At 65.6% G+C, this 21,063-nt stretch carries 21 protein-coding genes and 1 tRNA gene; 16 read left to right on the forward strand and 6 right to left on the reverse strand.

The features are described 5' to 3' along the window. The first annotated feature begins 4 nt into the window (after positions 1-4). Complete coding sequence (locus ACFOHJ_RS13585) at positions 5-568, forward strand: peroxidase-related enzyme (protein ID WP_378221256.1); 564 nt, start codon at positions 5-7, stop codon at positions 566-568. A gap of 2 nt (positions 569-570) precedes the next feature. On the opposite strand, the gene ACFOHJ_RS13590 is transcribed toward ACFOHJ_RS13585, so the two are convergent. Beyond that, a complete protein-coding gene (locus tag ACFOHJ_RS13590; RefSeq protein ID WP_378221258.1) occupies positions 571-1,185 on the reverse strand; it encodes a LysE family translocator in 615 nt (204 codons plus the stop codon). Positions 1,186-1,281: 96 nt separating this feature from the next. After that, positions 1,282-3,105, reverse strand: coding sequence for a translational GTPase TypA (gene typA, locus ACFOHJ_RS13595; protein WP_378221260.1), 1,824 nt, complete (start codon positions 3,103-3,105; stop codon positions 1,282-1,284). 208 nt (positions 3,106-3,313) lie between these two features. Here typA and ACFOHJ_RS13600 point away from each other — a divergent pair, with 208 nt between their 5' ends. Continuing rightward, complete coding sequence (locus ACFOHJ_RS13600) at positions 3,314-3,601, forward strand: hypothetical protein (RefSeq protein ID WP_378221262.1); 288 nt, start codon at positions 3,314-3,316, stop codon at positions 3,599-3,601. 16 nt (positions 3,602-3,617) lie between these two features. Here the strand turns inward: ACFOHJ_RS13600 and ACFOHJ_RS13605 are convergent, their stop codons facing one another. Genes ACFOHJ_RS13605 through ACFOHJ_RS13615 form a run of 3 tightly spaced genes read right to left on the reverse strand, consistent with a single transcriptional unit; the run spans position 3,618 to position 5,735 of the window. Continuing rightward, on the reverse strand, positions 3,618-4,256 hold the full coding sequence (locus ACFOHJ_RS13605; protein WP_378221264.1) for a TPM domain-containing protein: 639 nt from the start codon (positions 4,254-4,256) through the stop codon (positions 3,618-3,620). Between the two features lie 8 nt (positions 4,257-4,264). Next, entirely contained in the window at positions 4,265-5,095 is an 831-nt protein-coding gene (locus ACFOHJ_RS13610) for a TPM domain-containing protein (protein WP_378221581.1), read from the reverse strand. 1 nt (position 5,096) lies between these two features. Beyond that, positions 5,097-5,735 carry a LemA family protein gene (locus ACFOHJ_RS13615; RefSeq protein ID WP_378221267.1) on the reverse strand — a complete coding sequence of 213 codons (639 nt, stop codon included), beginning with the start codon at positions 5,733-5,735 and terminating at the stop codon, positions 5,097-5,099. Positions 5,736-5,884: 149 nt separating this feature from the next. Between ACFOHJ_RS13615 and ACFOHJ_RS13620 the strand changes: the two genes are divergently transcribed. The 11 genes from ACFOHJ_RS13620 to ACFOHJ_RS13670 all read left to right on the forward strand — a co-directional run bounded on the left by ACFOHJ_RS13620 (position 5,885) and on the right by ACFOHJ_RS13670 (position 16,231). Then, on the forward strand, positions 5,885-6,139 hold the full coding sequence (locus tag ACFOHJ_RS13620; RefSeq protein WP_378221269.1) for a hypothetical protein: 255 nt from the start codon (positions 5,885-5,887) through the stop codon (positions 6,137-6,139). Between the two features lie 6 nt (positions 6,140-6,145). Beyond that, positions 6,146-7,003 (forward strand): pyridoxal kinase PdxY, encoded by an 858-nt coding sequence (gene pdxY, locus ACFOHJ_RS13625; protein ID WP_378221271.1) that lies wholly within the window; start codon positions 6,146-6,148, stop codon positions 7,001-7,003. A gap of 78 nt (positions 7,004-7,081) precedes the next feature. Next, complete coding sequence (locus ACFOHJ_RS13630; RefSeq protein ID WP_378221273.1) at positions 7,082-7,726, forward strand: carbonic anhydrase; 645 nt, start codon at positions 7,082-7,084, stop codon at positions 7,724-7,726. Between the two features lie 107 nt (positions 7,727-7,833). After that, complete coding sequence (locus tag ACFOHJ_RS13635) at positions 7,834-9,879, forward strand: M3 family metallopeptidase (RefSeq protein WP_378221275.1); 2,046 nt, start codon at positions 7,834-7,836, stop codon at positions 9,877-9,879. A gap of 180 nt (positions 9,880-10,059) precedes the next feature. After that, positions 10,060-10,680: a 50S ribosomal protein L21 gene (locus ACFOHJ_RS13640; protein WP_378221278.1), complete on the forward strand. Its 621-nt coding sequence runs from the start codon at positions 10,060-10,062 to the stop codon at positions 10,678-10,680. A 102-nt stretch (positions 10,681-10,782) separates the two neighbouring features. Then, a complete protein-coding gene (gene rpmA, locus ACFOHJ_RS13645; RefSeq protein WP_378221279.1) occupies positions 10,783-11,052 on the forward strand; it encodes a 50S ribosomal protein L27 in 270 nt (89 codons plus the stop codon). A gap of 118 nt (positions 11,053-11,170) precedes the next feature. Next, positions 11,171-11,761 (forward strand): GNAT family N-acetyltransferase, encoded by a 591-nt coding sequence (locus ACFOHJ_RS13650; RefSeq protein WP_378221280.1) that lies wholly within the window; start codon positions 11,171-11,173, stop codon positions 11,759-11,761. A gap of 121 nt (positions 11,762-11,882) precedes the next feature. Continuing rightward, positions 11,883-12,911, forward strand: a complete 1,029-nt coding sequence (obgE, locus tag ACFOHJ_RS13655; RefSeq protein ID WP_378221281.1) for a GTPase ObgE — start codon at positions 11,883-11,885, stop codon at positions 12,909-12,911. Between the two features lie 43 nt (positions 12,912-12,954). After that, on the forward strand, positions 12,955-14,094 hold the full coding sequence (gene proB, locus ACFOHJ_RS13660) for a glutamate 5-kinase (RefSeq protein ID WP_378221284.1): 1,140 nt from the start codon (positions 12,955-12,957) through the stop codon (positions 14,092-14,094). Between the two features lie 2 nt (positions 14,095-14,096). Next, positions 14,097-15,383 (forward strand): glutamate-5-semialdehyde dehydrogenase, encoded by a 1,287-nt coding sequence (locus tag ACFOHJ_RS13665; protein ID WP_378221287.1) that lies wholly within the window; start codon positions 14,097-14,099, stop codon positions 15,381-15,383. A gap of 260 nt (positions 15,384-15,643) precedes the next feature. Further along, positions 15,644-16,231: a nicotinate-nucleotide adenylyltransferase gene (locus tag ACFOHJ_RS13670; RefSeq protein WP_378221583.1), complete on the forward strand. Its 588-nt coding sequence runs from the start codon at positions 15,644-15,646 to the stop codon at positions 16,229-16,231. Between the two features lie 4 nt (positions 16,232-16,235). Here the strand turns inward: ACFOHJ_RS13670 and ACFOHJ_RS13675 are convergent, their stop codons facing one another. After that, positions 16,236-17,519 (reverse strand): MFS transporter, encoded by a 1,284-nt coding sequence (locus ACFOHJ_RS13675; RefSeq protein ID WP_378221290.1) that lies wholly within the window; start codon positions 17,517-17,519, stop codon positions 16,236-16,238. 71 nt (positions 17,520-17,590) lie between these two features. On the opposite strand from ACFOHJ_RS13675, the gene ACFOHJ_RS13680 reads away from it, so the two are divergent. The 3 genes from ACFOHJ_RS13680 (at position 17,591) to ACFOHJ_RS13690 (ending at position 21,042) form a co-directional block, all read left to right on the forward strand. After that, positions 17,591-18,232 (forward strand): TetR/AcrR family transcriptional regulator, encoded by a 642-nt coding sequence (locus tag ACFOHJ_RS13680; RefSeq protein ID WP_378221292.1) that lies wholly within the window; start codon positions 17,591-17,593, stop codon positions 18,230-18,232. Positions 18,233-18,393: 161 nt separating this feature from the next. Next, positions 18,394-18,483: transfer RNA gene (locus ACFOHJ_RS13685), tRNA-Ser, on the forward strand. A gap of 270 nt (positions 18,484-18,753) precedes the next feature. Beyond that, on the forward strand, positions 18,754-21,042 hold the full coding sequence (locus tag ACFOHJ_RS13690) for a CRISPR-associated endonuclease Cas3'' (RefSeq protein ID WP_378221294.1): 2,289 nt from the start codon (positions 18,754-18,756) through the stop codon (positions 21,040-21,042). The last annotated feature ends 21 nt before the right edge of the window (positions 21,043-21,063 follow it).

A 21,063-nucleotide genomic window follows, 5' to 3' on the forward strand; every position in this document is an offset into this window, starting at 1 on the left:
AACCATGGCTGAAAAGATTACCGCGCTCGATCTGGCTCCGGCCGAACTCAGCGACGCGACGACTGCCTACTTCGCCAAATGCGAGGAAAAGCTCGGCCTCGTGCCCAACGTGCTTCTTGCCTATGCCTTCGACGAGAAGAAGCTTCGCGCCTTCACCGACATGTACAACGACCTGATGCTGGGCGAGTCCGGGCTGTCGAAGCTGGAGCGCGAGATGATCGCGGTGGCGGTCTCCTCGATCAACCACTGCTTTTATTGCCTCGTCGCCCATGGCGCGGCGGTGCGCCAGCTTTCGGGCGATCCGAAGCTGGGCGAGATGATGGTGATGAATTTTCGCGTGGCCGATCTTACGCCGCGCCAGCGGGCGATGCTGGACTTCGCCGTCAAGCTGACGGAAAACCCGGACAAGATGGTGGAAGAGGACCGCGCGGCGCTGCGGCAGGCGGGCTTTTCGGACCGCGACATCTGGGACATCGCCTCGACCGTCGGCTTCTTCAATATGTCGAACCGGGTGGCCGCCGCCGTCGACATGCGGCCGAACGACGATTACCACGCCATCGCGCGGTAACTTTACGACCGGGCCGCGATGGCGGCGGCGGCGCCGGCTATGGTGGCGGCGCTGAGGCGGTTGGCGAGGCGCATGGCGCGCGGGCTTTTCAGGAGCTTGCGCGCCTGCGAGGCCGCCAGCACCCAGGTGAGGTCGACGCAGGCGAGCACCACGGCCATGGTCAGCGTCAGTTCCGCCCAGCCGGTGACGGTCACGGAGGCGAGGTCGATGATGGTCGGCAAGAGCGCCAGGTAGAACATCATGATCTTGGGGTTGCCGAGGGTCACGGCCATGCCGGCGAGGAACAGCTTGAACGGCGAATCCTCGCGCGGCATCTCGCCTTCGCCGGCCTCGACCGGTGCCGTCCACATCTTCCAGGCGAGGTAGGCCAGATAGCCGACGCCCACCCATTTCACGATGACGAAGGCTACGTGGAACGTCTGCGCCACGACGGCCAGCCCGAACACGGCGCAGGAAAGCCAGATGCCCTCGCCGATCCACATCGCGGCGAGGAACGGAAAGACGTCGCGAAAGCCCTTCGAGATCACCCGCGCTACCAGAGCGGCCACCGAGGGGCCTGGCGAGCCGGCGGCCACGAAAAGCGCTGCCGCGAAGATCAGGAGAGAGGCAAGGTGCATGGGACGGCTCCGGGCCGGGAGGATATCCCGAAACCATAACGCAAAACGCGACGGCATGGACAGTGCCGTCGCGTTCCGGGTCGGTAAAAATTCAGGTCAGGCTGCGGCGACCTTCGAGCGCTCGAAGCGCTTGCGCTCGTTGGGGTCTAGGTAAAGCTTCCTGAGGCGAATGGTCTTCGGCGTCACCTCGACCAGTTCGTCGTCCTGGATCCAGGCCAGCGCCCGCTCCAGCGTCATGCGGATCGGCGGGGTCAGCTTGACGGCCTCGTCCTTGCCGGCGGCGCGGATGTTGGTCAGCTTCTTGCCCTTGAGCACGTTGACCTCGAGGTCGTTGTCGCGGGAATGGATGCCGACGATCATGCCCTGATAGACCTTGACGCCGGCGTCGATGATCATCGGGCCGCGGTCTTCCAGGTTCCACATCGCATAGGCGACGCTCTCGCCCTGCTCGTTGGAGATCAGCACGCCGTTGGTGCGGCCGGGCAGTTCGCCCTTGTAAGGCTGGTAGGAGTGGAACAGCCGGTTCATGACGGCGGTGCCGCGCGTATCGGTCAGCAGTTCCGACTGGTAGCCGATCAGGCCGCGCGTCGGGGCGTGGAAGACGAGGCGCTGGCGGTCGCCGCCGGAGGGGCGCAGCTCGACCATCTCGGCCTTGCGCTCCGACATCTTCTGCACCACCACGCCGGCGTGTTCCTCATCCACGTCGATGACGACTTCCTCGACCGGTTCGAGCAGGTTGCCGGCCTCGTCCTTCTGCATGACGACGCGCGGACGCGACACGGCGAGTTCGAAACCCTCGCGGCGCATCGTCTCGATCAGCACGGCCAACTGGAGTTCGCCGCGGCCGGACACATAGAAAGAATCCTTCTCGGCCGATTCCTCGATGCGCAGCGCGACGTTGCCCTCGGCCTCCTTGAGCAGGCGGTCGCGGATGACGCGGCTGGTCACCTTGTCGCCCTCGGTGCCGGCCAGCGGCGAATCGTTGACGAGGAAGCTCATGGTGACCGTCGGCGGGTCGATCGGCTGGGCGACCATCGCCTCGGTGATCGAGGGATCGCAGAAGGTGTCGGCGACGGTGCCTTTCGACAGCCCGGCGATGGCGACGATGTCCCCCGCCTGCGCCTCTTCGATGGGCTGGCGCTCGAGGCCGCGGAAGGCGAGAATCTTGGAGACGCGGCCGTTTTCCAGCAGTGTGCCGTCGTGGTGCAGCACCTTCACCGTCTGGTTGGGCTTCAGCGTGCCGGACTCGATGCGGCCGGTGACGATGCGGCCAAGGAACGGATTGGCTTCGAGGATGGTGCCGATCATGCGGAACGGGCCGGGATGGACGGTCGGCGCCGGCACATGCTTCATCACCAGGTCGAACAGCGGCGCCAGCCCCTGGTCCTTCGGGCCTTCCGGATTTTCGGAGACCCAGCCGTCGCGGCCGGAGCCGTAGAGGATCGGGAAGTCGAGCTGCTCGTCGGTGGCGTCGAGCGCCGCGAACAGGTCGAAGACCTCGTTGACGACCTCGACATGGCGCGCATCCGGCCGGTCGATCTTGTTGATGACGACGATGGGGCGCAGGCCGACCTTGAGCGCCTTGCCGACCACGAACTTGGTCTGCGGCATCGGGCCCTCGGCGGAGTCGACCAGCACGATGGCGCCGTCGACCATGTTGAGGATGCGTTCCACCTCGCCGCCGAAATCGGCGTGCCCGGGCGTGTCGACGATGTTGATGCGGGTATCCTTCCATTCCACCGAGGTGGCCTTGGCGAGGATGGTGATGCCGCGTTCCTTCTCGATGTCGCCGGAATCCATGGCGCGTTCTGCCACGCGCTGGTTTTCACGGTACGAGCCGGACTGCTTGAGCAGCGCGTCGACCAGCGTGGTCTTGCCATGGTCGACGTGCGCGATAATCGCGATATTGCGGAGTGTCATTGGGTTCTCTGGGTTGCTTGGGCAGCAAGCCCAGATGTCGCAGCCGGGCGCCGCATCGTTTTAATGCGCGGCTCATACAGGTTTTTTCGCAAATGCGAAAGGGGAGGGGGGTCATCAAATCGATCGTTACCGAATATTAAGACATTTGAGTCGAAATGATTTTATTAACCAATCGGGAACCTGGGCTCCCGTCGCGAGTTCACTGCGAATGATCCGTTCCGCTTCCCTTTCGCGTCTTTTCCTGCCGCTGGCCGGCGTGCTGGTGACCGTCGCGCTGGCGACCGGCGGGGCGCAGTCGGCGGCAACCCGGATCGCGCCGCTGCACGGCGACGTAGCCGCTATGCCGGATGCGGCCGCGATGTTCGCCGATGCGCCGGACGGCGTCGATCCGGTCGTGACCGGCCCGGTGAGCGCATCGTTCAGGCAGCAGCAGGCCGAAGCCGGCTGCGACAAGGCGGTTTGGCCGAAGATCCCGGCTGCCTGCTATCCCAACTGACCGGCGCCCAGCCGCCTCAGATTTCCACCAGCCGGTTTTCCAGTTCGTCGGTATCGCCGGGCGACACCGGGAAATGCTCTGCCAGCACCGACCCCACCGTCCCGATCGCCTGGATGAAGCCATCGACAAGGCGGCCGTCGGCAGCGCTTTGCGTCAGGCCGCGCACGGCGCTGTCCCAGACGGACTGGTCGACGCGGTCATCGATCCCGCTGTCTGCGACGATCTCGGCATAGCGTTCGGCCAGCGACACGAAGATCAGCACCCCGGTCCGCGCCTGGGTGAGGTGGATGTTATGGGCGAGGAACTGCCGCGAGGCATTGGCGTGGGCGGCCGCGAAACGCAGCCGGTGCGGCACCAGATGGATGCGCAGCGACGGCACCAGCCATAGCAGCGCCAGCACCGCGACCGCCGCCAGCAATTGCAGGGCGGCGAACCACGGCAGGCGCAGAGACAGCCACCAGCTTTCCAGCGCGAAGCCGAGCGCAAGCGCGGAGATCAGGATGCCGAGCATCGCCACCAGGGCCGCGGGGAAGAAATAGGCGTCGCTGGCATGCGCCACCACGCAGTAGATTTCGCCGTCGGTCTTTTTCTCGGCGGCGGCGATGGCTGCCGCCACGCGGGCATGGTCCTGAGGGCTGATGAGATGTCTTGCCATGGCCTGCCTCACCAACTTCCCGACGAACCGCCGCCGCCGGACGAACCGCCGCCACCCGAAAAGCCGCCTCCGCCCGAAAACCCGCCTCCGCCGGAGAAGCCCCCGCCCGACCAGCCGCCGCCCGAGCCGGAAGAGCGGCCGGTGTCGAAGGTCATGCCCAGCCAGCGATAGCGGTGCGGCCCGATTTTCTGGCCGAAGATCGGCGGCAGGATCGCCATGGCGAAGCCGCCGAAGAACAGCGTCGCCCATACGATCATGAACAGGATGGGCACCCAGTCCTCGATGTTGCCGCCGACGCCAGTCTGGTTGCGCTTTCCGCGTGCCTCCAGTTCTTCCGGATGACCTTCCAGGACCGAGATCATGTCGTCGACAGCCTTGTCGATGCCGCCGGAAAAGTCGCCGTTGCGGAAGGCCGGCACCATGTCGTTTTCGATGATCAGCTTGGTGTGCAGGTCGGTCAGCGTGCCTTCGAGGCCATAGCCGACCTCGATGCGCATCTTGCGGTCGTCCTTCGCGACCAGCAGCAGCACGCCGTTGTTCTCGCCGGCCTGGCCGAGCTTCCAGAAGCGGAAAAGCCCGTTGGCGTAGGTCTCGATGTCCTGCCCGCCGAGCGAGGGGACGGTGGCGACCACGATCTGGTCGGAGCCCTTCTTCTCGAAGTCGGCGAGCTTTTGCGTAAGCAGCACCTCGCTGGCCGCATCGATGAGGCCGGCGTTGTCGACCACGCGCCCGGTCAGCGCCGGAAAGTCGGCGGCAAGGGCGTAGAGGGGCAGGCAGAGGGCAAGGAAGAGAAGAGCAGACAGTCTTGCGATGCCTGCTCCGTTTTGCCGCGCGAAAATCTTATCCACCCTGTTTGGTGCCGAAATTCACCTTCGGCAGTTCGAGCTTGTCTTCCGGCACGGTGAAGTTAGGCATCGGCTCGTTGGACGTGTACCAGAACTTGGCCCACAGGATCGACGGGAAGGTCCTCAGCGACAGGTTATAGTCCTTCACCGCCTGGATATAATCGCGCCTTGCCACCGCGATGCGGTTCTCGGTGCCTTCGAGCTGGGCCTGGAGCGCCAGGAAATTCTGGTTCGCCTTCAGGTCGGGATAGTTTTCCACCACGGCGAGCAGCCGCGACAGCGCGCTGGTCAGTCCGGCCTGGCTGTCCTGGAAGGCCTTGAACGCTGCCGGGTCCTTCAGCGTTTCCGGCGTCACCGTGATCTGCGTCGCCTTGGTGCGGGCATCGACCACCGCCTGCAGCGTCTCGCGTTCGTGCGCGGCGTAGCCTTTGACGGTCTCGACCAGGTTGGGGATGAGGTCGGCGCGGCGCTGGTACTGGCTCTGCACCTCGCTGAAGGCGGCCTTGGCGTTTTCCTCGGCGGTCGGGATGGTGTTGAAGCCACAGGCGGAAAGCAGCGGCACCATGAACACCATGACGAGAAAGGCAGGCAACAGGCGCGTGAAACGGGATCGGGGCAGGCTGGCAGCGTACATGGGCGGTTCCTGAATCAGGAGGAGGAAGCGGAAATCTAGCATAAACGCTGCCCAAGGAAACGGCTTGCGTCGGCTGGTGGGGCGTGAACAATGCCGAAGCCCTCAATTGGTTCCGACCGCAACCTCGCTCGTGAGACAGGATATCCGCAATGCCGCAACGGCGAGACGACCGGCAGGCCGAATCAAGGCGAATCCTGAGGCGGCTCGCCGACGAGGAGGAAGCGGGCCGAAATTCGCTCTTGGCGCGCACCGCCAAGGGTGCTTTTGATCGCGTTTCGGCCAGGAATGCCGACCGCACCGACCCGCTCGACTACTGGGGCACCCGCATCGGCCGCACGCTCGGCTTCCTGCTCGCGGTCGGGCTGGTGGTGTGGCTCGTCGTCTATCTTACGCGGGGCATGTGAGGACCGATGGGCACCGATAGCAGGACCACGCCGCCGGCGGTCATCGTCCTCTCCAGCCATGTCGTGCGCGGAACGGTCGGCAACCGGGCGGCGGTGTTCGCGCTCGAAACGCTAGGTTTCCCGGTATGGGCGGTGCCGACCGTCACCCTTGCCTGGCATCCGGGCCATGGGCCGGCGACCCGCATCGTCGCTTCGCCCGACCAGTTTGCCGCTCTGATGGCCGACCTCGAACGCGCGCCCTGGCTGGGGGAAGTGGGGGCGGTCCTCACCGGTTATCTCGGCGATGCCGACCAGGCCGCTGCCATCGCGGGTCTGATCGGCGCGGTGCGAGCCAGGAATCCGAATGCTCTTTATGTCTGCGATCCGGTGATCGGCGATGCCGGCGGCCTTTACGTGCCCGAAAGGACGGCCACCGCCATTCGCGACCGGCTGGTCGCGATCGCCGACATCGCCACCCCCAACCGCTACGAGCTGGAATGGCTGGCGGGGCGCCGCCTGGCCGACCTCGGCGAGATCGCGGCGGCGGCGCGCGGGGCAGGACCCCGCACCATGCTGGTGACCTCGGCGCCGGCCCTGGCCGACAGCTCGATCGGCAACCTCCTGGTGAAGGAGAGGGAGGTCGTGCTTGCCGAACATCGCACGGTCGAGCGGCCGCCGAACGGCCTCGGCGACCTGACGGCCGCCGTCTACCTCGCCCGCGTGCTCGGCGGATCAGCGCCAACGCAGGCTCTGCAATCCACAACCGCCACCGTCTACGAGATACTCATGCGCACGGCCGGACGTGGCGGCGACGAGCTGCAACTGGAAACCGATGCCCGCAGCCTCGCCCATCCGTCGGCCGCGGTAAGCCTGCGCCATCTCTAATGGCTGCTCCGCCAAAAGAGCGACAGCTATACGATTTTCGTTGAAACCGCCCCGGCTTTGCCGTTAATTGCGGCCGCAATGTCCCATCTCCCAGAACATCTCCTCGTCGGCTATCGCAACTTCATGAAGGGCCGCTACGCGGCCGAGAGCGAGCGTTATGTCTCGCTGGCGCGTGAAGGGCAGGCTCCCGAAACCATGCTGATCGCCTGCTGCGACTCGCGATCGGCGCCCGAGACGATCTTCGATTCCGGTCCGGGCGAGTTGTTCGTGCTGCGCAATGTCGGCAACCTGATCCCGCCCTTCGAGCCGGACCAGGAGTTCCACTCCACGTCGGCGGCGCTCGAATTCGCGGTGGACGTGCTCAAGGTCAAGAACATCGTCATCATGGGCCATGGCCGCTGCGGCGGCATCCGGGCCGCGCTGGCGCAGGGCGGCAAGCCGCTGAAGCCCGGCGACTTCATCGGCAAGTGGATGAGCCTGATCCACACCGCGGCCGCCGCGGTGGCGTCGACCTCGGTGATGACGGCGACCGAGCGCGAGACCGCGCTGGAGCGCATTTCCGTGCGCTACTCGCTCAACAATCTGCGGACTTTCCCGCAGATCAAGGCTCGGGAAGAAGCGGGCGAACTCACACTCTATGGCGCCTGGTTCGATATCTCGGCCGGCGAATTGTGGGCGATGAACCGCGAGACCGGCGATTTCGAGCGGCCCTCGCTGGATTGACGCGACCCACCTGACCGGGGTTCTCCGCCAGCCGTTGCGCGGCGCAGGTTTGCGACCTACATCGCGGTGGCACGCCTTGCCCTCTCCTGTTCAGCGAGAATGACCCCATGTCCGATATCGATCTTGCCACGCATCCCCTGACCGCATGGAAGGGGCCGCTCGGCCTGCCGGACTTCACGCGCATCGAAGACGGGGATTTCGGGCCGGTGTTCGATGCCGCGCTGGCGGCGCACGCGGCCGAGATCGAGGCGATCGCCGGCAATGTGCAGGCACCGACCGTCGACAACACGCTGGCCGCGCTGGAACTGGCGGGCCAGCCGCTCGACCGGGTGTCCTCGATCTTCTGGTGCCGGGCCGGCGCCCATACCAACAAGGACATCCAGGCGCTGGAGCGCGACGTGTCGCCGAAGATGGCGCGGCATTTTTCGGCCATCTCGATGAACGAGAAGCTGTTCGCCCGCATCGACGCGCTCTACCAGAAGCGCGCTTCGCTCGGCCTCGACGCCGAGACGCTGCGCGTGCTGGAAAAGACCTGGAAGGGGTTCGTCCGCTCCGGCGCGAAGCTCGATGCCGGGGGCAAGAAGCGGCTCGCCGCCATCAACGAGGAACTGTCGTCGCTCGGCACGAAATTTGGCCAGAACGTGCTGGCCGACGAAAGCGACTGGGCGCTGTTCCTCGACGAGGCCGACCTTGCCGGCCTGCCGGATTTCGTGAAGGCGTCGATGGCCGAGGCGGCCGAGACGCGCGGCCAGAAGGGCCGCTACGCCGTCACCCTGTCGCGCTCGATCTACGAGCCGTTCACCACTTTTTCCGAGCGCCGCGACCTGCGCGAGATCGCCTGGCGCGCCTTCACCATGCGCGGCCAGAACGGCGGCGCCAGCGACAACACCGAGGTGGTACGCGACCTGTTGAAGTTGCGCGCCGAGAAGGCGGCGCTGCTCGGCTATGGCTCCTATGCGGCGCTGAAGCTGGACGACACCATGGCCAAGACGCCGAAGGCCGTCCATGACCTGCTCGATCCGGTCTGGCGCAAGGCGCGGGAAAAGGCGGCGGCCGACCAGAAGGAACTGGAGCGGCTGGCAACGCAAGCCGGCAGCAACGAAACCTTTGCCGCCTGGGACTGGCGCTTCTACCAGGAGAAGCTGCGGGCCGAGAAATTCGCCTTCGACGAAGCCGAACTCAAGCCCTATCTGCAACTCGACCGGGTGATCGAAGCCTGCTTCGACGTGGCGACGCGGTTGTTCGGCATCGGCTTCGAGGAAAAGAAGGGCATCGCCGCCTGGCATCCGGACGTGCGGGCTTTCGTGGTGCGCAATGCCGACGGCTCGGAACGGGGCGTGTTCCTGGCCGACTATTTCGCGCGGCCGACGAAGCGTTCCGGCGCGTGGATGAGTTCGCTGCAATCCGGCTACAAGCTTGGCGCGGGCTCGACCCCGGTCATCTACAACATCATGAATTTCGCCAAGCCGCCGAAGGGCGAGGCGGCGCTGCTTTCGGTGGACGAGGCCAAGACGCTGTTCCACGAATTCGGCCATGCGCTGCACGGCATGCTGACCGAAGTGACGTGGCCGTCGGTTTCGGGCACCTCGGTTAGCCGCGACTTCGTCGAACTGCCGTCGCAGCTTTACGAGCATTGGCTGACGGTGCCGCAGGTGCTGGAAAAGCACGCGCTGCATGTCACCACCGGCAAGCCGATGCCGAAGGCGCTGCTCGACAAGATGCTGGCGGCGCGCACCTTCGGCGCGGGCTTCGCCACGGTCGAGTTCACCGCCTCGGCGCTGGTCGACATGGCCTATCACGCGCGGGCCGATGCGCCGGCGCAGCCGCTTGCCTTCGAGGCGGAGACGCTGGCTGCGCTGTCGATGCCGGACACCATCGCCATGCGCCACCGCACTCCTCATTTCGGCCATGTCTTTGCCGGCGACGGCTATTCGGCCGGCTATTATTCCTACATGTGGTCGGAAGTGCTCGACGCCGACGCCTTTTCGGCCTTCGAGGAAACCGGCGATCCGTTCAATGCGGAACTGGCGGCGCGGCTGAAGCAGAACATCTACGCCGCCGGCGGCTCGCGGGACCCCGAGGCGCTCTACACCGCCTTCCGCGGCAAGATGCCCTCGCCCGAAGCGATGATGGAAAAGCGCGGTCTGGTGTGAGACGGCGCATCCTTGACTTGACGCCCGCCTTCGGCTAGGGACGGCGCGCAATCGGCGTGGAGACTTTTCCGCGCCGCTTGTCTTTGAAACCCGCAGACTGACAAAAAGACGGTCGGGCCGCCCTTCCTTCGTGGAACACCAGCGGTCCATCAAGGCCGACCGAACAGCGAAAGGCTAAAAATGTTCGCAGTCATCAAAACGGGCGGCAAGCAGTACCGCGTCGCCGCCAACGATCTGCTGAAGATCGAGAAACTGGAAGCCAACGTCGGCGATATCGTCGTCATCGACAGCGTGCTCGCGCATGGCGAGGGCGAGAACGTCGTGTTCGGCGCGCCCTTCGTGGCCGGCGCCACGGTTGCCGCCGAAGTCGTCGAACAGGGCAAGAACCGCACCGTCATCGCGTTCAAGAAGCGCCGCCGGCAGAATTCGCGCCGCAAAATCGGCCACCGCCAGCTGCTGACCACGGTTCGGATTTCCGAAATCCTGACCGATGGTGCCAAGCCGTCGAAGAAGGCGGAAGCCAAGCCCGCCAAGGCCGCCGCGAAGAAGGAAGCCGCTCCGGCCGCCGCCGCGGCCGCGCCGCTGTTCAAGGCACCGAAGGGCGACGCCGACGACCTCACCGTGATCAAGGGCATCGGTCCGGTCGCGGCGAAGGACCTGAACGCCCAAGGCATCGTCACCTTTGCGCAGATCGCCGCGCTCTCCGACGCCGACGTGGAGAAGATCGACGCCAACATGCCGTTCAGCGCCGACCAGATCAAGGACTGGCGCGAGCAGGCCAAGGAACTGGCGAAGAAGTAAGCTGCCGGCCCTGTCACCAGGGGCCGACATCGGACTTGAAACGGACGCAAAGCGCGTTCATAAGGATTCGAGGCGCCCTTGCGGCGCAAAGGAGTTTGACAAATGGCACACAAGAAAGCTGGCGGTTCGTCGCGCAACGGTCGCGATTCGCACTCCAAGCGCCTTGGCGTGAAGAAGTTCGGCGGCGAAGCCGTCATTCCCGGCAACATCATTATCCGTCAACGCGGCACCCAGTGGCATCCCGGCGTCAATGTCGGCATGGGCACGGACCACACCCTGTTTGCGCTGGAAGCCGGCGCCGTCACCTTTACGAAAAAAGCCAATGGCCGAACCTACGTGTCGGTAAACCCGATGCTTAAGGCCGCGGAGTAGCCGGTTCCGCACTTAAACCGGCTCCCATCTCGGGAACCGGTGTCTGGCCATGCCAGGAAAAGGATCAGGGAGATGGGACGCACCATCTCCCTTTTTCTTTGCCTGGAGGAATTTCCACATGGTTGCCGAAGCGGAAGACAGCGACTACGAGAGTATCGTCATTGCCAGCCCCGTGCTCGAGACCGAGCGGCTGGTGATGCGGGCGCCGCAGGAGAGCGACATCGCTCAGCTCGTCGCGCTCGCCGACAACCACCACGTCGCGCAGATGCTGGCGCGCATGCCGCATCCCTATGGCGAGGCCGAGGCGCGTGCCTTCCTCGCCATGGCACGGGCGCCGCGGCGCGGCGGGGCCACCTACGCGCTTACGCTTGCCGGCACCGATACGCTGGTGGGCTGCGCCGGGCTCGACTCGACCGAGCGCGGGCTGGAACTCGGCTACTGGATCGGCGAGCCGTACTGGAAGCGGGGCTATGCGACGGAGGCTGCGCACGCGCTGGTCGACCTCGCCTTCCGCTGCACCGACATCCAGGTGCTGCAGGCGTCCTGCCGGGTCATCAACCCCGCGTCGCGCCGCGTCATCCACAAGTGCGGCTTCCAGTATGCGGGGCAGGGCATGCTGAACTCGATCGTCGCCGGCCAGGTTCCGGTCGAGCGCTACCGCCTCGACCGCAAGACCTGGACCAGCCTCCGCAACTGGGCGCGCTCGTGAGCGCCAGCGGGCTTGTGGCGACGGGCACGGCAAAACATGCCGTGTCCACTCGCCCTTGCCCGCGCAATAGGGTAGAGCATGGCTCGCCCGAAACCCGCCAACGGCAGAAACCGCAGATCCGATGAAATTCCTCGATCAGGCCAAGGTCTATATCCGCTCCGGCGACGGCGGCGCCGGTTCGCTGTCGTTCAGGCGTGAAAAGTTCATCGAATTCGGTGGGCCGGACGGCGGCGACGGCGGGCGCGGCGGCGACGTCTGGGTCGAGGCGGTAGACGGGCTCAACACGCTCATCGACTATCGCTACCAGCAGCATTTCAAGGCCAAGACCGGCATGCACGGCATGGGCCGCAACATGACCGGCGCCAAGGGCGCGGACGTGACGCTGAAAGTGCCCGTCGGCACGCAGGTGCTGGAGGAGGACAACGAGACGCTGATCTGCGACATGGTCGAGGTCGGCCAACGCTTTCTTTTGGCCAAGGGCGGCAATGGCGGCTTCGGCAACCAGCATTTCAAGACCTCGACCAACCGGGCGCCGCGGCGCGCCAATCCCGGCCTGCCGGGCATCGAGATGACGGTCTGGCTGCGGCTGAAGCTGATCGCCGATGCCGGGCTGGTCGGCCTGCCCAACGCCGGCAAGTCGACCTTCCTCGCGGCGGTCACGGCGGCCAAGCCGAAGATCGCCGACTATCCCTTCACTACGCTGCATCCGGGCCTCGGCGTCGCCCGCATCGATGCGCGCGAATTCGTGCTGGCCGACATTCCCGGCCTGATCGAAGGCGCGCATGAGGGCGTGGGCATCGGCGACCGTTTCCTCGGCCATGTCGAGCGCACGCGCGTGCTGCTGCATCTGGTGTCGGCGCAGGAGGAAAGCCCCGGCAAGGCCTACAAGACCGTGCGCGGCGAACTGGAAGCCTATGGCAACGGGCTCGAGGACAAGGTGGAGATCGTGGCGCTCAGCCAGGTCGATACGATCGACGCCGACGAACGCAAGAAGAAGGCGGCGTCGCTGAAGCGTGCGGCCGGCCGCGCGCCGCTGTTGCTATCGGCCGTGACCCATGAAGGGGTCGAGACGGTTCTGCGGGCGCTGATGGCGGTGGTGGAAGAGGCGCGCGCGCCCGCCGCACCGGTCGATGCGCGGTGGGAGAGCTGACCGTGACGCTGCTTCCGCGCGAAGGAATTTCTGGCTGGCTCGCATGACGCTATCGCTCAAAAAATACCGGCGCATCGCCATCAAGATCGGCTCGGCGCTGCTCGTCGACCGCTCCAAGGGGCTGAAGCACGACTGGCTGGCCTCGCTGGCAAACGACATTGCCGAACTCACCGAAGACGGCGTGGAAGTGCTGGTGGTTTCTTCCGGAGCGGTCGCGCTCGGCCGCACCATCCTGGGGCTCGGCAAGCGCGCGCTGAAGCTGGAGGAAAGCCAGGCGGCCGCCGCCGTCGGCCAGATCGCGCTGGCGGGCGCGTGGTCGCAGGCGCTCGGCAACCATGGCCTGAAGTCCGGCCAGATCCTGCTGACGCTCGGCGACACCGAGGAGCGCCGCCGCTATCTCAACGCCCGCGCCACCATTTCCACCCTGCTCAAGATGAAGGCGGTGCCGGTCATCAATGAGAACGACACCGTGGCGACCTCCGAAATCCGCTATGGCGACAACGACCGTCTGGCGGCGCGCGTCGCCACCATGATGGGCGCGGACCTGCTGGTGCTCTTGTCCGATATCGACGGGCTCTATACCGCGCCGCCGGCGCGCGACCCGCAGGCGGAGTTCATCCCGCTGGTGGAACACATCACGCCCGATATCGAGGCGATGGCCGGGGCAGCGGCCTCGGAACTGTCGCGCGGCGGCATGCGCACCAAGCTCGACGCCGGCAAGATCGCCACCATGGCCGGCACCGCCATGATCATCACGGCCGGGGCGCGGCTGTCGCCGCTGATGGCGGTCGAGCGCGGCGAACGCGCGACCTTCTTCAAGCCGAGCAGCCACCCGGTGAAGGGCTACAAGACCTGGATCGCCGGCCATCTGGAGCCGGCGGGCCGCCTTTCCATCGATGCGGGCGCGGTGCGCGCGCTCCTGTCGGGCAAGTCGCTGCTGCCGGCCGGCGTCAAGCTCGTCAGCGGCAATTTTTCGCGCGGCGACACGGTGGCGGTGCTGTCGCCGGAGGCGCGCGAGATCGCGCGCGGCCTGGTTGCCTACGATGCCGCCGATGCCGTAAGAATTGCCGGCCTTAAGACGGCCGAGATCGAAGCGGTGCTCGGCTATGAGGCGCGCTCGGCGATGATCCACCGCGACGACCTCGTGGTGAACGACGATGCCGGCGAGTACCAAGGAGGATGACCATGCTGACCAAGCGTGACAATTCCGAACACGACGTCGCGGCGTTGATGGCCGATATCGGCCGGCGCGCCCGTGCCGCCGCCCGACCGCTGGCCACTGCCACGGCCGAACGCAAACATGCCGCCCTCGTAGGCATGGCGCAGGCGATCGTGCTGCGGGAGCAGGAAATCCTCGACGCCAACGCCATCGACATGGCCAATGGCGAGGAAGGCGGCCTCGCGGCTTCGTTTCTCGACCGGCTGAAGCTGACGCCGGCCCGCATCCGCGCCATGGCCGACGGCATCCGCGCCATTGCCGAACTGCGCGACCCGGTCGGCGAGGTGATCGCCGAGTGGGATCGGCCGAACGGCCTGCATATCGAGCGGGTGCGCACGCCGCTCGGCGTCATCGGAGTCATCTACGAAAGCCGCCCCAACGTGACGGCGGACGCCGGCGCGCTCTGCCTCAAGGCCGGCAATGCGGTGATCCTGCGCGGCGGCTCGGATTCGGCCAATTCTTCCGCCGCCATCCATGCCTGCCTGGTCGAGGGCCTGAGGGCGGCGAACCTGCCGCAGGACGCGATCCAGCTAGTGCCGGTCACCGACCGCGCCGCCGTCGGCGAGATGCTGAAGGGGCTTTCCGGCAATCTCGACGTCATCATTCCGCGCGGCGGGAAAAGCCTGGTTTCGCGGGTGCAGACAGAAGCGCGCGTGCCGGTGTTCGCACATCTGGAAGGCATCTGCCATCTCTATATCGACCGCTCGGCCGATCTCGACATGGCGGTGAAAGTGGCGGTGAACGCCAAGATGCGGCGCACCGGCATCTGCGGCGCGGCCGAGACGCTGCTGGTCGACCGCACCGTGGCAGCAACGCACCTTGTGCCGGTGCTTGCCGCCCTGCACGACAAGGGCTGCGAAATCCGCGGCGACGCCGAGGTGCTGCAGGCCTTTCCGCAGGCGGTGGCGGCCACCGACGCCGACTGGACCACCGAATATCTCGACGCCATCCTGTCGGTAAAGCTGGTGGACGGGGTCGCGGCGGCCATCGACCATATCGAGACCTTTTCTTCGCACCACACCGAGGCGATCGTGGCCGAAGATGCTTCGGCGGTGGAGAAATTCTTCAACGAGATCGATTCCGCCATCCTTTTGCATAACGCCTCGACCCAGTTCGCCGACGGCGGCGAGTTCGGCATGGGCGCGGAAATCGGCATCGCCACCGGCAAGATGCACGCGCGCGGGCCGGTCGGCGTCGAACAACTCACCTCGTTCAAGTACCGCGTGCGTGGAAGCGGCCAGGTGCGGCCGTGATAGCGGCTGGTCGGGCTTAGGTGCGCATGAGGTTCGACCCCCACTCCGATTTGCTTCGCAAACCACCTCTCCCCCGTTCGACGGGGGAGAGGAAACGCCAATTGCAGCGCCGTTCCTCTCCCCTTTTGAGGGGGGGAGGTGGCGCGCGAAGCGCGACGGAGTGGGGGGTGGCCATATCCTGTGCTGCTGGCCGATCAGAGAGGGGCGTCTGACGCGTGCTTTTCTCGGCGAACAGCAAACCTGCTTCCCGCTACCTGCGCATGCCGCATGTCGAGCGCGGCATGCAGGTCGGCCTGTTCGGCGGCTCGTTCAACCCGCCGCATGCGGGCCACGCGCTGGTCGCCGACATTGCGCTGCGGCGGCTGGCGCTCGACCAGTTGTGGTGGATGGTGACGCCCGGCAACCCGCTGAAAAGCGTGCGTGAACTCGCACCGCTGGCCGAGCGGCTGCGGCTTTCGGAGGCCATCGCCAGGAACCCGCGCATCAAGGTCACCGCCTTCGAGGCCGCCTATCACGTCCGCTATACCGCCGACACGCTGGCGCTGGTGCGCGAGAAGAATCCGGGCGTCGATTTCGTCTGGATCATGGGCGCGGATTCGCTGCGCGACTTCCACCGCTGGCAGCGCTGGCGCGAGATCATGATGACGTTCCCCATCGCCGTGATCGACCGGCCGGGCTCGACGCTGTCGTTCCTGTCCTCGGTGGTGGCCAAGGCCTTCGACCATGCCCGCGTCGACGAGGCCTATGCGCCGCGCCTCGCGCATATGCGGGCGCCGGCGTGGACGTTCATCCACGGCCCGCGCTCGTTGCTTTCGTCCAGTGCGATCCGCCGGCAGGAGGGCCGGTAGCGGTTCAGGCCAGCTGGCTCTCCGGCTCGAAGGCCGGCTTGCTGGTGTCGATCAGCAGCGACAGGCAGGCGGCGATGATGGCCGTCATGCCGGCAATCTGGAAGGCCAGCGTGTAGTCGCCCTGCATTTCGCGCAGCGCCCCACCGAAGAAGGCGGCGCTGGCCGCCCCGACCTGGTGCCCGGCAACGATCCAGCCGAACACGATCGGTCCCGAATTGTCGCCGAAGGCCTCGTTGGCAAGGCGCAGGGTGGGCGGCACCGTGGCGATCCAGTCGAGGCCGTAGAGCACGGCGAAGATGGTCAGCGCGGTGCCGGAAAAGCCGGACAGCGGCAGGTAGATCAGCGACAGGCCGCGGATGCCGTAATAGATGCCGAGCAGCTTGCGTGGGTCGAAGCGGTCGGTCAGCCAGCCGGACATGGTCGTGCCGATGAGGTCGAACACGCCCATCAGCGCCAGCAGCCCGGCGGCCTGCACCTCGGGGATGCCCATGTCGCCGCAAAAGGCGATGAGGTGGGTGCCGACCAGCCCGTTGGTGGTGAAGCCGCAGACGAAGAACGTGGCGAACAGGTACCAGAACACGCGCGTGCCGGCGGCGCGGCGCAGGGTGCCGAGCGTGTGGGCGATGAAGTTGCCCTGGGCGGCGGGCGAAACCGGCGGCACGTCGTCGGCGTCCGCGCCATAGCGGACGAGCCCGATGGAAGACGGCCGCTCCGGCACCAGCAGCCACACCAGCGGCAGTATCGCCGCGCAGCCGATGGCGACGGCCATGGCGACCGGCTTCCAGCCGCCCGATTGCGCCAGCCACGCCAGCGCCGGCAAGAACACCAGCATGCCAGTGGCGCTCGAGGCCGACATCAGCCCCATCACCAGGCCGCGGTTGGTCTTGAACCAGCGGTTGACGATGGTGGCGCCGAGCACCGTGGCGACCGCGCCCGAGCCGACGCCGGAAAAGACGCCCCAGGTCGCCACCATCTGCCACGGCTCGGTCATCGACAGGCTGAGCGCAGTGGAACCCGCCATCAGCGCCAGCGCGCCGAGCAGGATCTTGCGCAGGCCGAAACGCTCCATCAGCGCGGCGGCGAACGGCCCGGTCAGCCCGTAAAGGAAGATGCCGACGGCGGCGGCGAGCGAGATGGCGTCGCGCCGCCAGCCAAGCTCGGATTCCAGCGGCAGCATCATGACGCCGGGCGCCGAGCGCAGTCCCGCCGATACCAGCAGCGCGAGGAAGATGACGGCCACGACGACGAGCGCATAGCGCTGGCCAAATGGCTGGGAACGGGCTATCATGTTACTGACCGGTACGTTTCGGATGATGCATAATGCGTACCGATCGGTAACATTGTCAAGCGAGCCCGCGAATGACAGGTGACAATAATATTGATGCGAGGACCAAGAGTGGCGATGGATCGGTTCCGCGTGCTGCCGAAAAGATCATGCAGGTTGCGCGCGAGCTGTTCTATCGGCAGGGCATAAGGGCGATCGGCGTCGACGAGATCGTCCGGACGGCGGGCGTCACCAAGCCCAGCCTTTACCGCAGCTTCGCCTCCAAGGACGAGTTGGCGGCCTGCTACCTGAAGCAATATGACCGCGAGTTCTGGGGCCGTTTCGACGAGGCGGTGGCGGCGCATCCGGGGGATCCGCGCGCGCAGATCGTCGCGTTCCTCACCCGCGTCGGCAAGCGCACGCAAAAGCCCGGCTATCGCGGCTGCGGCATGACCAACGCGGCGGTGGAATATCCGGACCACGAGCATCCGGCGCGCGTGGTCAGCGAGGACAACAAGAAGGAACTGCGCCGGCGCCTGCGCGCCATGGCCCGCGCCATGGGCGCCGGCGATGCCGAAACGCTGGGCGATGGCCTGCTGCTCTTGATCGAGGGCGCCTATATTTCCGGCCAGCTTTTCGGCAAGGGCGGGCCGGCGAAGTCGGTGGCGAGGAACGCCGACCTGCTGATCGAAGCCAGCCTGGACGCCGCGCGCTCGCCGGAAATCGCGGCAGGCTGATCGGCTCGAGGTGGCGCGCATTTCGGAAAATGCGGTTTGCCGGGACCTCGCAGTGCCAGGCAAGCCAAGAAACCGGCAAAACGGCCGGGATTGGGCCTTGTAACCTTGGCGGTGACCCGTTATCTAGTGCGCCGCGCCCCTAGGGTGGACCATGACCCCGCGGAGAGGTGGCAGAGTGGTTGAATGCACCGCACTCGAAATGCGGCATAGGTGCAAGCCTATCGGGGGTTCGAATCCCTCCCTCTCCGCCATCATGAGACTACCACCCCTTTCGTAGAATTTTACCCATCGGCATTTCCGCCTCGGCCCTGATGCGGAAGTGGTCTTTGCCGGTTGGTTTCGTGTATTTTGAAAATTTGGCCAGGCCGACTGCACGCGGAAATTCGCTCCATACGCAATAATTTTGCGTATTGGTGCAAAGAATTCCTCTTTCCAATACGATAAGTCTGAATACAGTAGATATACGTGGCCGACAGAACGGGCTGCGAAGTATTTTTTGTTATGTTTTGTAGGGACTGCATATGGCCTATTTGGCCCATTCCGGCTCTCCCGGAAAAGGTGACGGGCAACTTCTTTGTGTTCACCTGAACGAGACCGCTTGTCTGGCGGCGAAGTTCGGCGCTCCCTTTGGGCTTGAACGGCTGGCCTTCATAACCGCGCTGTTCCACGATCTCGGCAAATACGATCCGCGCTTTCAGGAGCGTTTGGCGTGCAAGGACATCCGGGTCGACCATTCTACGGCCGGCGCCGTCGTCCTGCGCGACCTGGCGAAAGGAATGGACCCATACAGCCGGCTCATGGCGGAAATGGCCGCCTACGCCATTTTGGGGCATCATGCCGGGCTGCCGGACCGGAACAGCTCGGAACCTTCCTGCTACGAGATGCGCATCAAGGGGTTTCACGACGGGCGGCTGGACCCTGTCTGGAAGAGCGAGATCGTAGTCGATCTCGACGACATCGCGCCGGATTGGCTGAAGACGATGATCCTGCCCGACAATCCGCATCTCGACTTCGACCTTTCGGTCGTCGGCCGCATGCTGTTTTCGTGCCTCGTCGATGCCGATTTCAAGAATACGGAGGAATTCTATAGCCAGTTGGAAAAGCGCGAGGCGGACCGCGCATGGCCGGCGCTGCAGGCGCTGCTGCCGGCGTTTCGTAGCCGTTTCGATGCCCACATGGCCGGTTTGGACCAGGACGGCGACCTAAACCGGTTGCGCCGCGACATCCTTGCCCATGTGCGTGGCAAGGCCGGCCTGCCGCCTGGCCTGTTCACGCTGACGGTGCCAACCGGCGGCGGCAAGACGCTGGCCTCGCTCGGCTTCGCGCTGGACCATGCGGCGGCACACGGACACCGCCGCATCATCTACGCCATCCCGTTTACGTCGATCATCGACCAGACGGCCGATATTTTTCGCAGGATGCTCGGCGACGACGTTGTCCTTGAACACCATTCGGCCATCGAGGAAGACGAGGCGGAGGCCCGCCGCCAAGGGCGCGAGTGGCCGGCCAGCCGCGACAAGCTGAAGCTTGCCATGGAAGACTGGGCGGCGCCAGTGGTCGTCACCACCAATGTGCAGTTCTTCGAAAGCCTGTTTGCGGCGCGAACCTCGCGGGCGCGCAAGCTGCACAATATCGCCGGCTCGATCATCATCCTCGACGAGGCGCAGACCATCCCGCGCCCGTTGCTGAAACCCTGCGTGCGGATGCTGGATTCGCTCGCCCGCCTGTTCGGCTGCACGATCGTGCTGTGCACCGCCACCCAGCCGGCGCTGGGCAAGACAGGGGCGGACGGCGAGCCGGGTTTCCCGGACGGACTCGACCTCCATCCCGGCCGCGAACTGGCGCCGGACCCCGAAGAACTCGCCGCGCGGCTGCGCCGTGCCCGCATCGTGCCGGGCGGCGAACTGGATAACGATGCACTGGTCATCGCGCTCGCAGGTGAGCCGCAGGCGCTCGTCATCGTCAACAGCCGCAAGCATGCGTTGGAGCTTTACCGGCAGGCTGAGCAAGCGGGGCTGGGCGGGCTCATTCATCTGACCACAAGGCAATGCGCGGCGCACCGGCGGGAGATTCTGGCCAATGTGCGCAGCCGGCTCAGGGATGGGCAGCCTTGCCGAGTTATCGCCACCAGCCTGATCGAGGCCGGCGTGGACGTGGATTTTCCGAGAGTCTGGCGTGCCGAAGCCGGCTGGGACCAGGTCATGCAGGCGGCGGGACGGTGCAATCGTGAGGGCAGGCGACCGCTGGATGACAGCATTGTCACCGTGTTTTCGGCGCCGGACTATCCGCCGCCGCGCGAGATCAAATCTCTGATCGGCGACACGACACGCGCTCTGAAGGATTTTCAGGGCAACACGCAGTCGCTTGCGGTGATTCGAACATTCTTCGGCGAAGTCTATTGGCGCGCGGGGCCCGATCTGGATCAGAAGGAGATTGTTCCCGCCTTCAAATTTGGCGGCAACGGCACCGATTTCGCCTTCCGCGAAGTCGGGCAGAAATTCCGCATGATCGAAAGCGACATGGTTCCGGTTATCGTACCTTGGGAAGAGAAGGCCCAGGATGCGGTGGATAAACTCGGGATCGATAAAATCCCGTCTGGCTTAATCGCGCGGAAGTTGCAGACTTATGTCGTGCAGGTTCCCAAGAAGGCGCGGGACCTACTGGTTCGCTACGGCCACGTCGCGTTCGAATCGCCCGAGCTGCGAGCGGATCAGTTTGCCCTGCTGAAGACGAGGAGCCTGTACGACCCGGAGGTGGGGCTCCTCTGGGAGACGCCGGAATACCTGGCGGTGGAGAACACAGTGATATGATCGCTTTTGGCCTGCGCATGC

The sequence above is a fragment of the Aquamicrobium soli genome (assembly GCF_042646345.1).
In the GTDB taxonomy this organism is placed as follows: Bacteria; Pseudomonadota; Alphaproteobacteria; order Rhizobiales; family Rhizobiaceae; genus Mesorhizobium; species Mesorhizobium soli_A.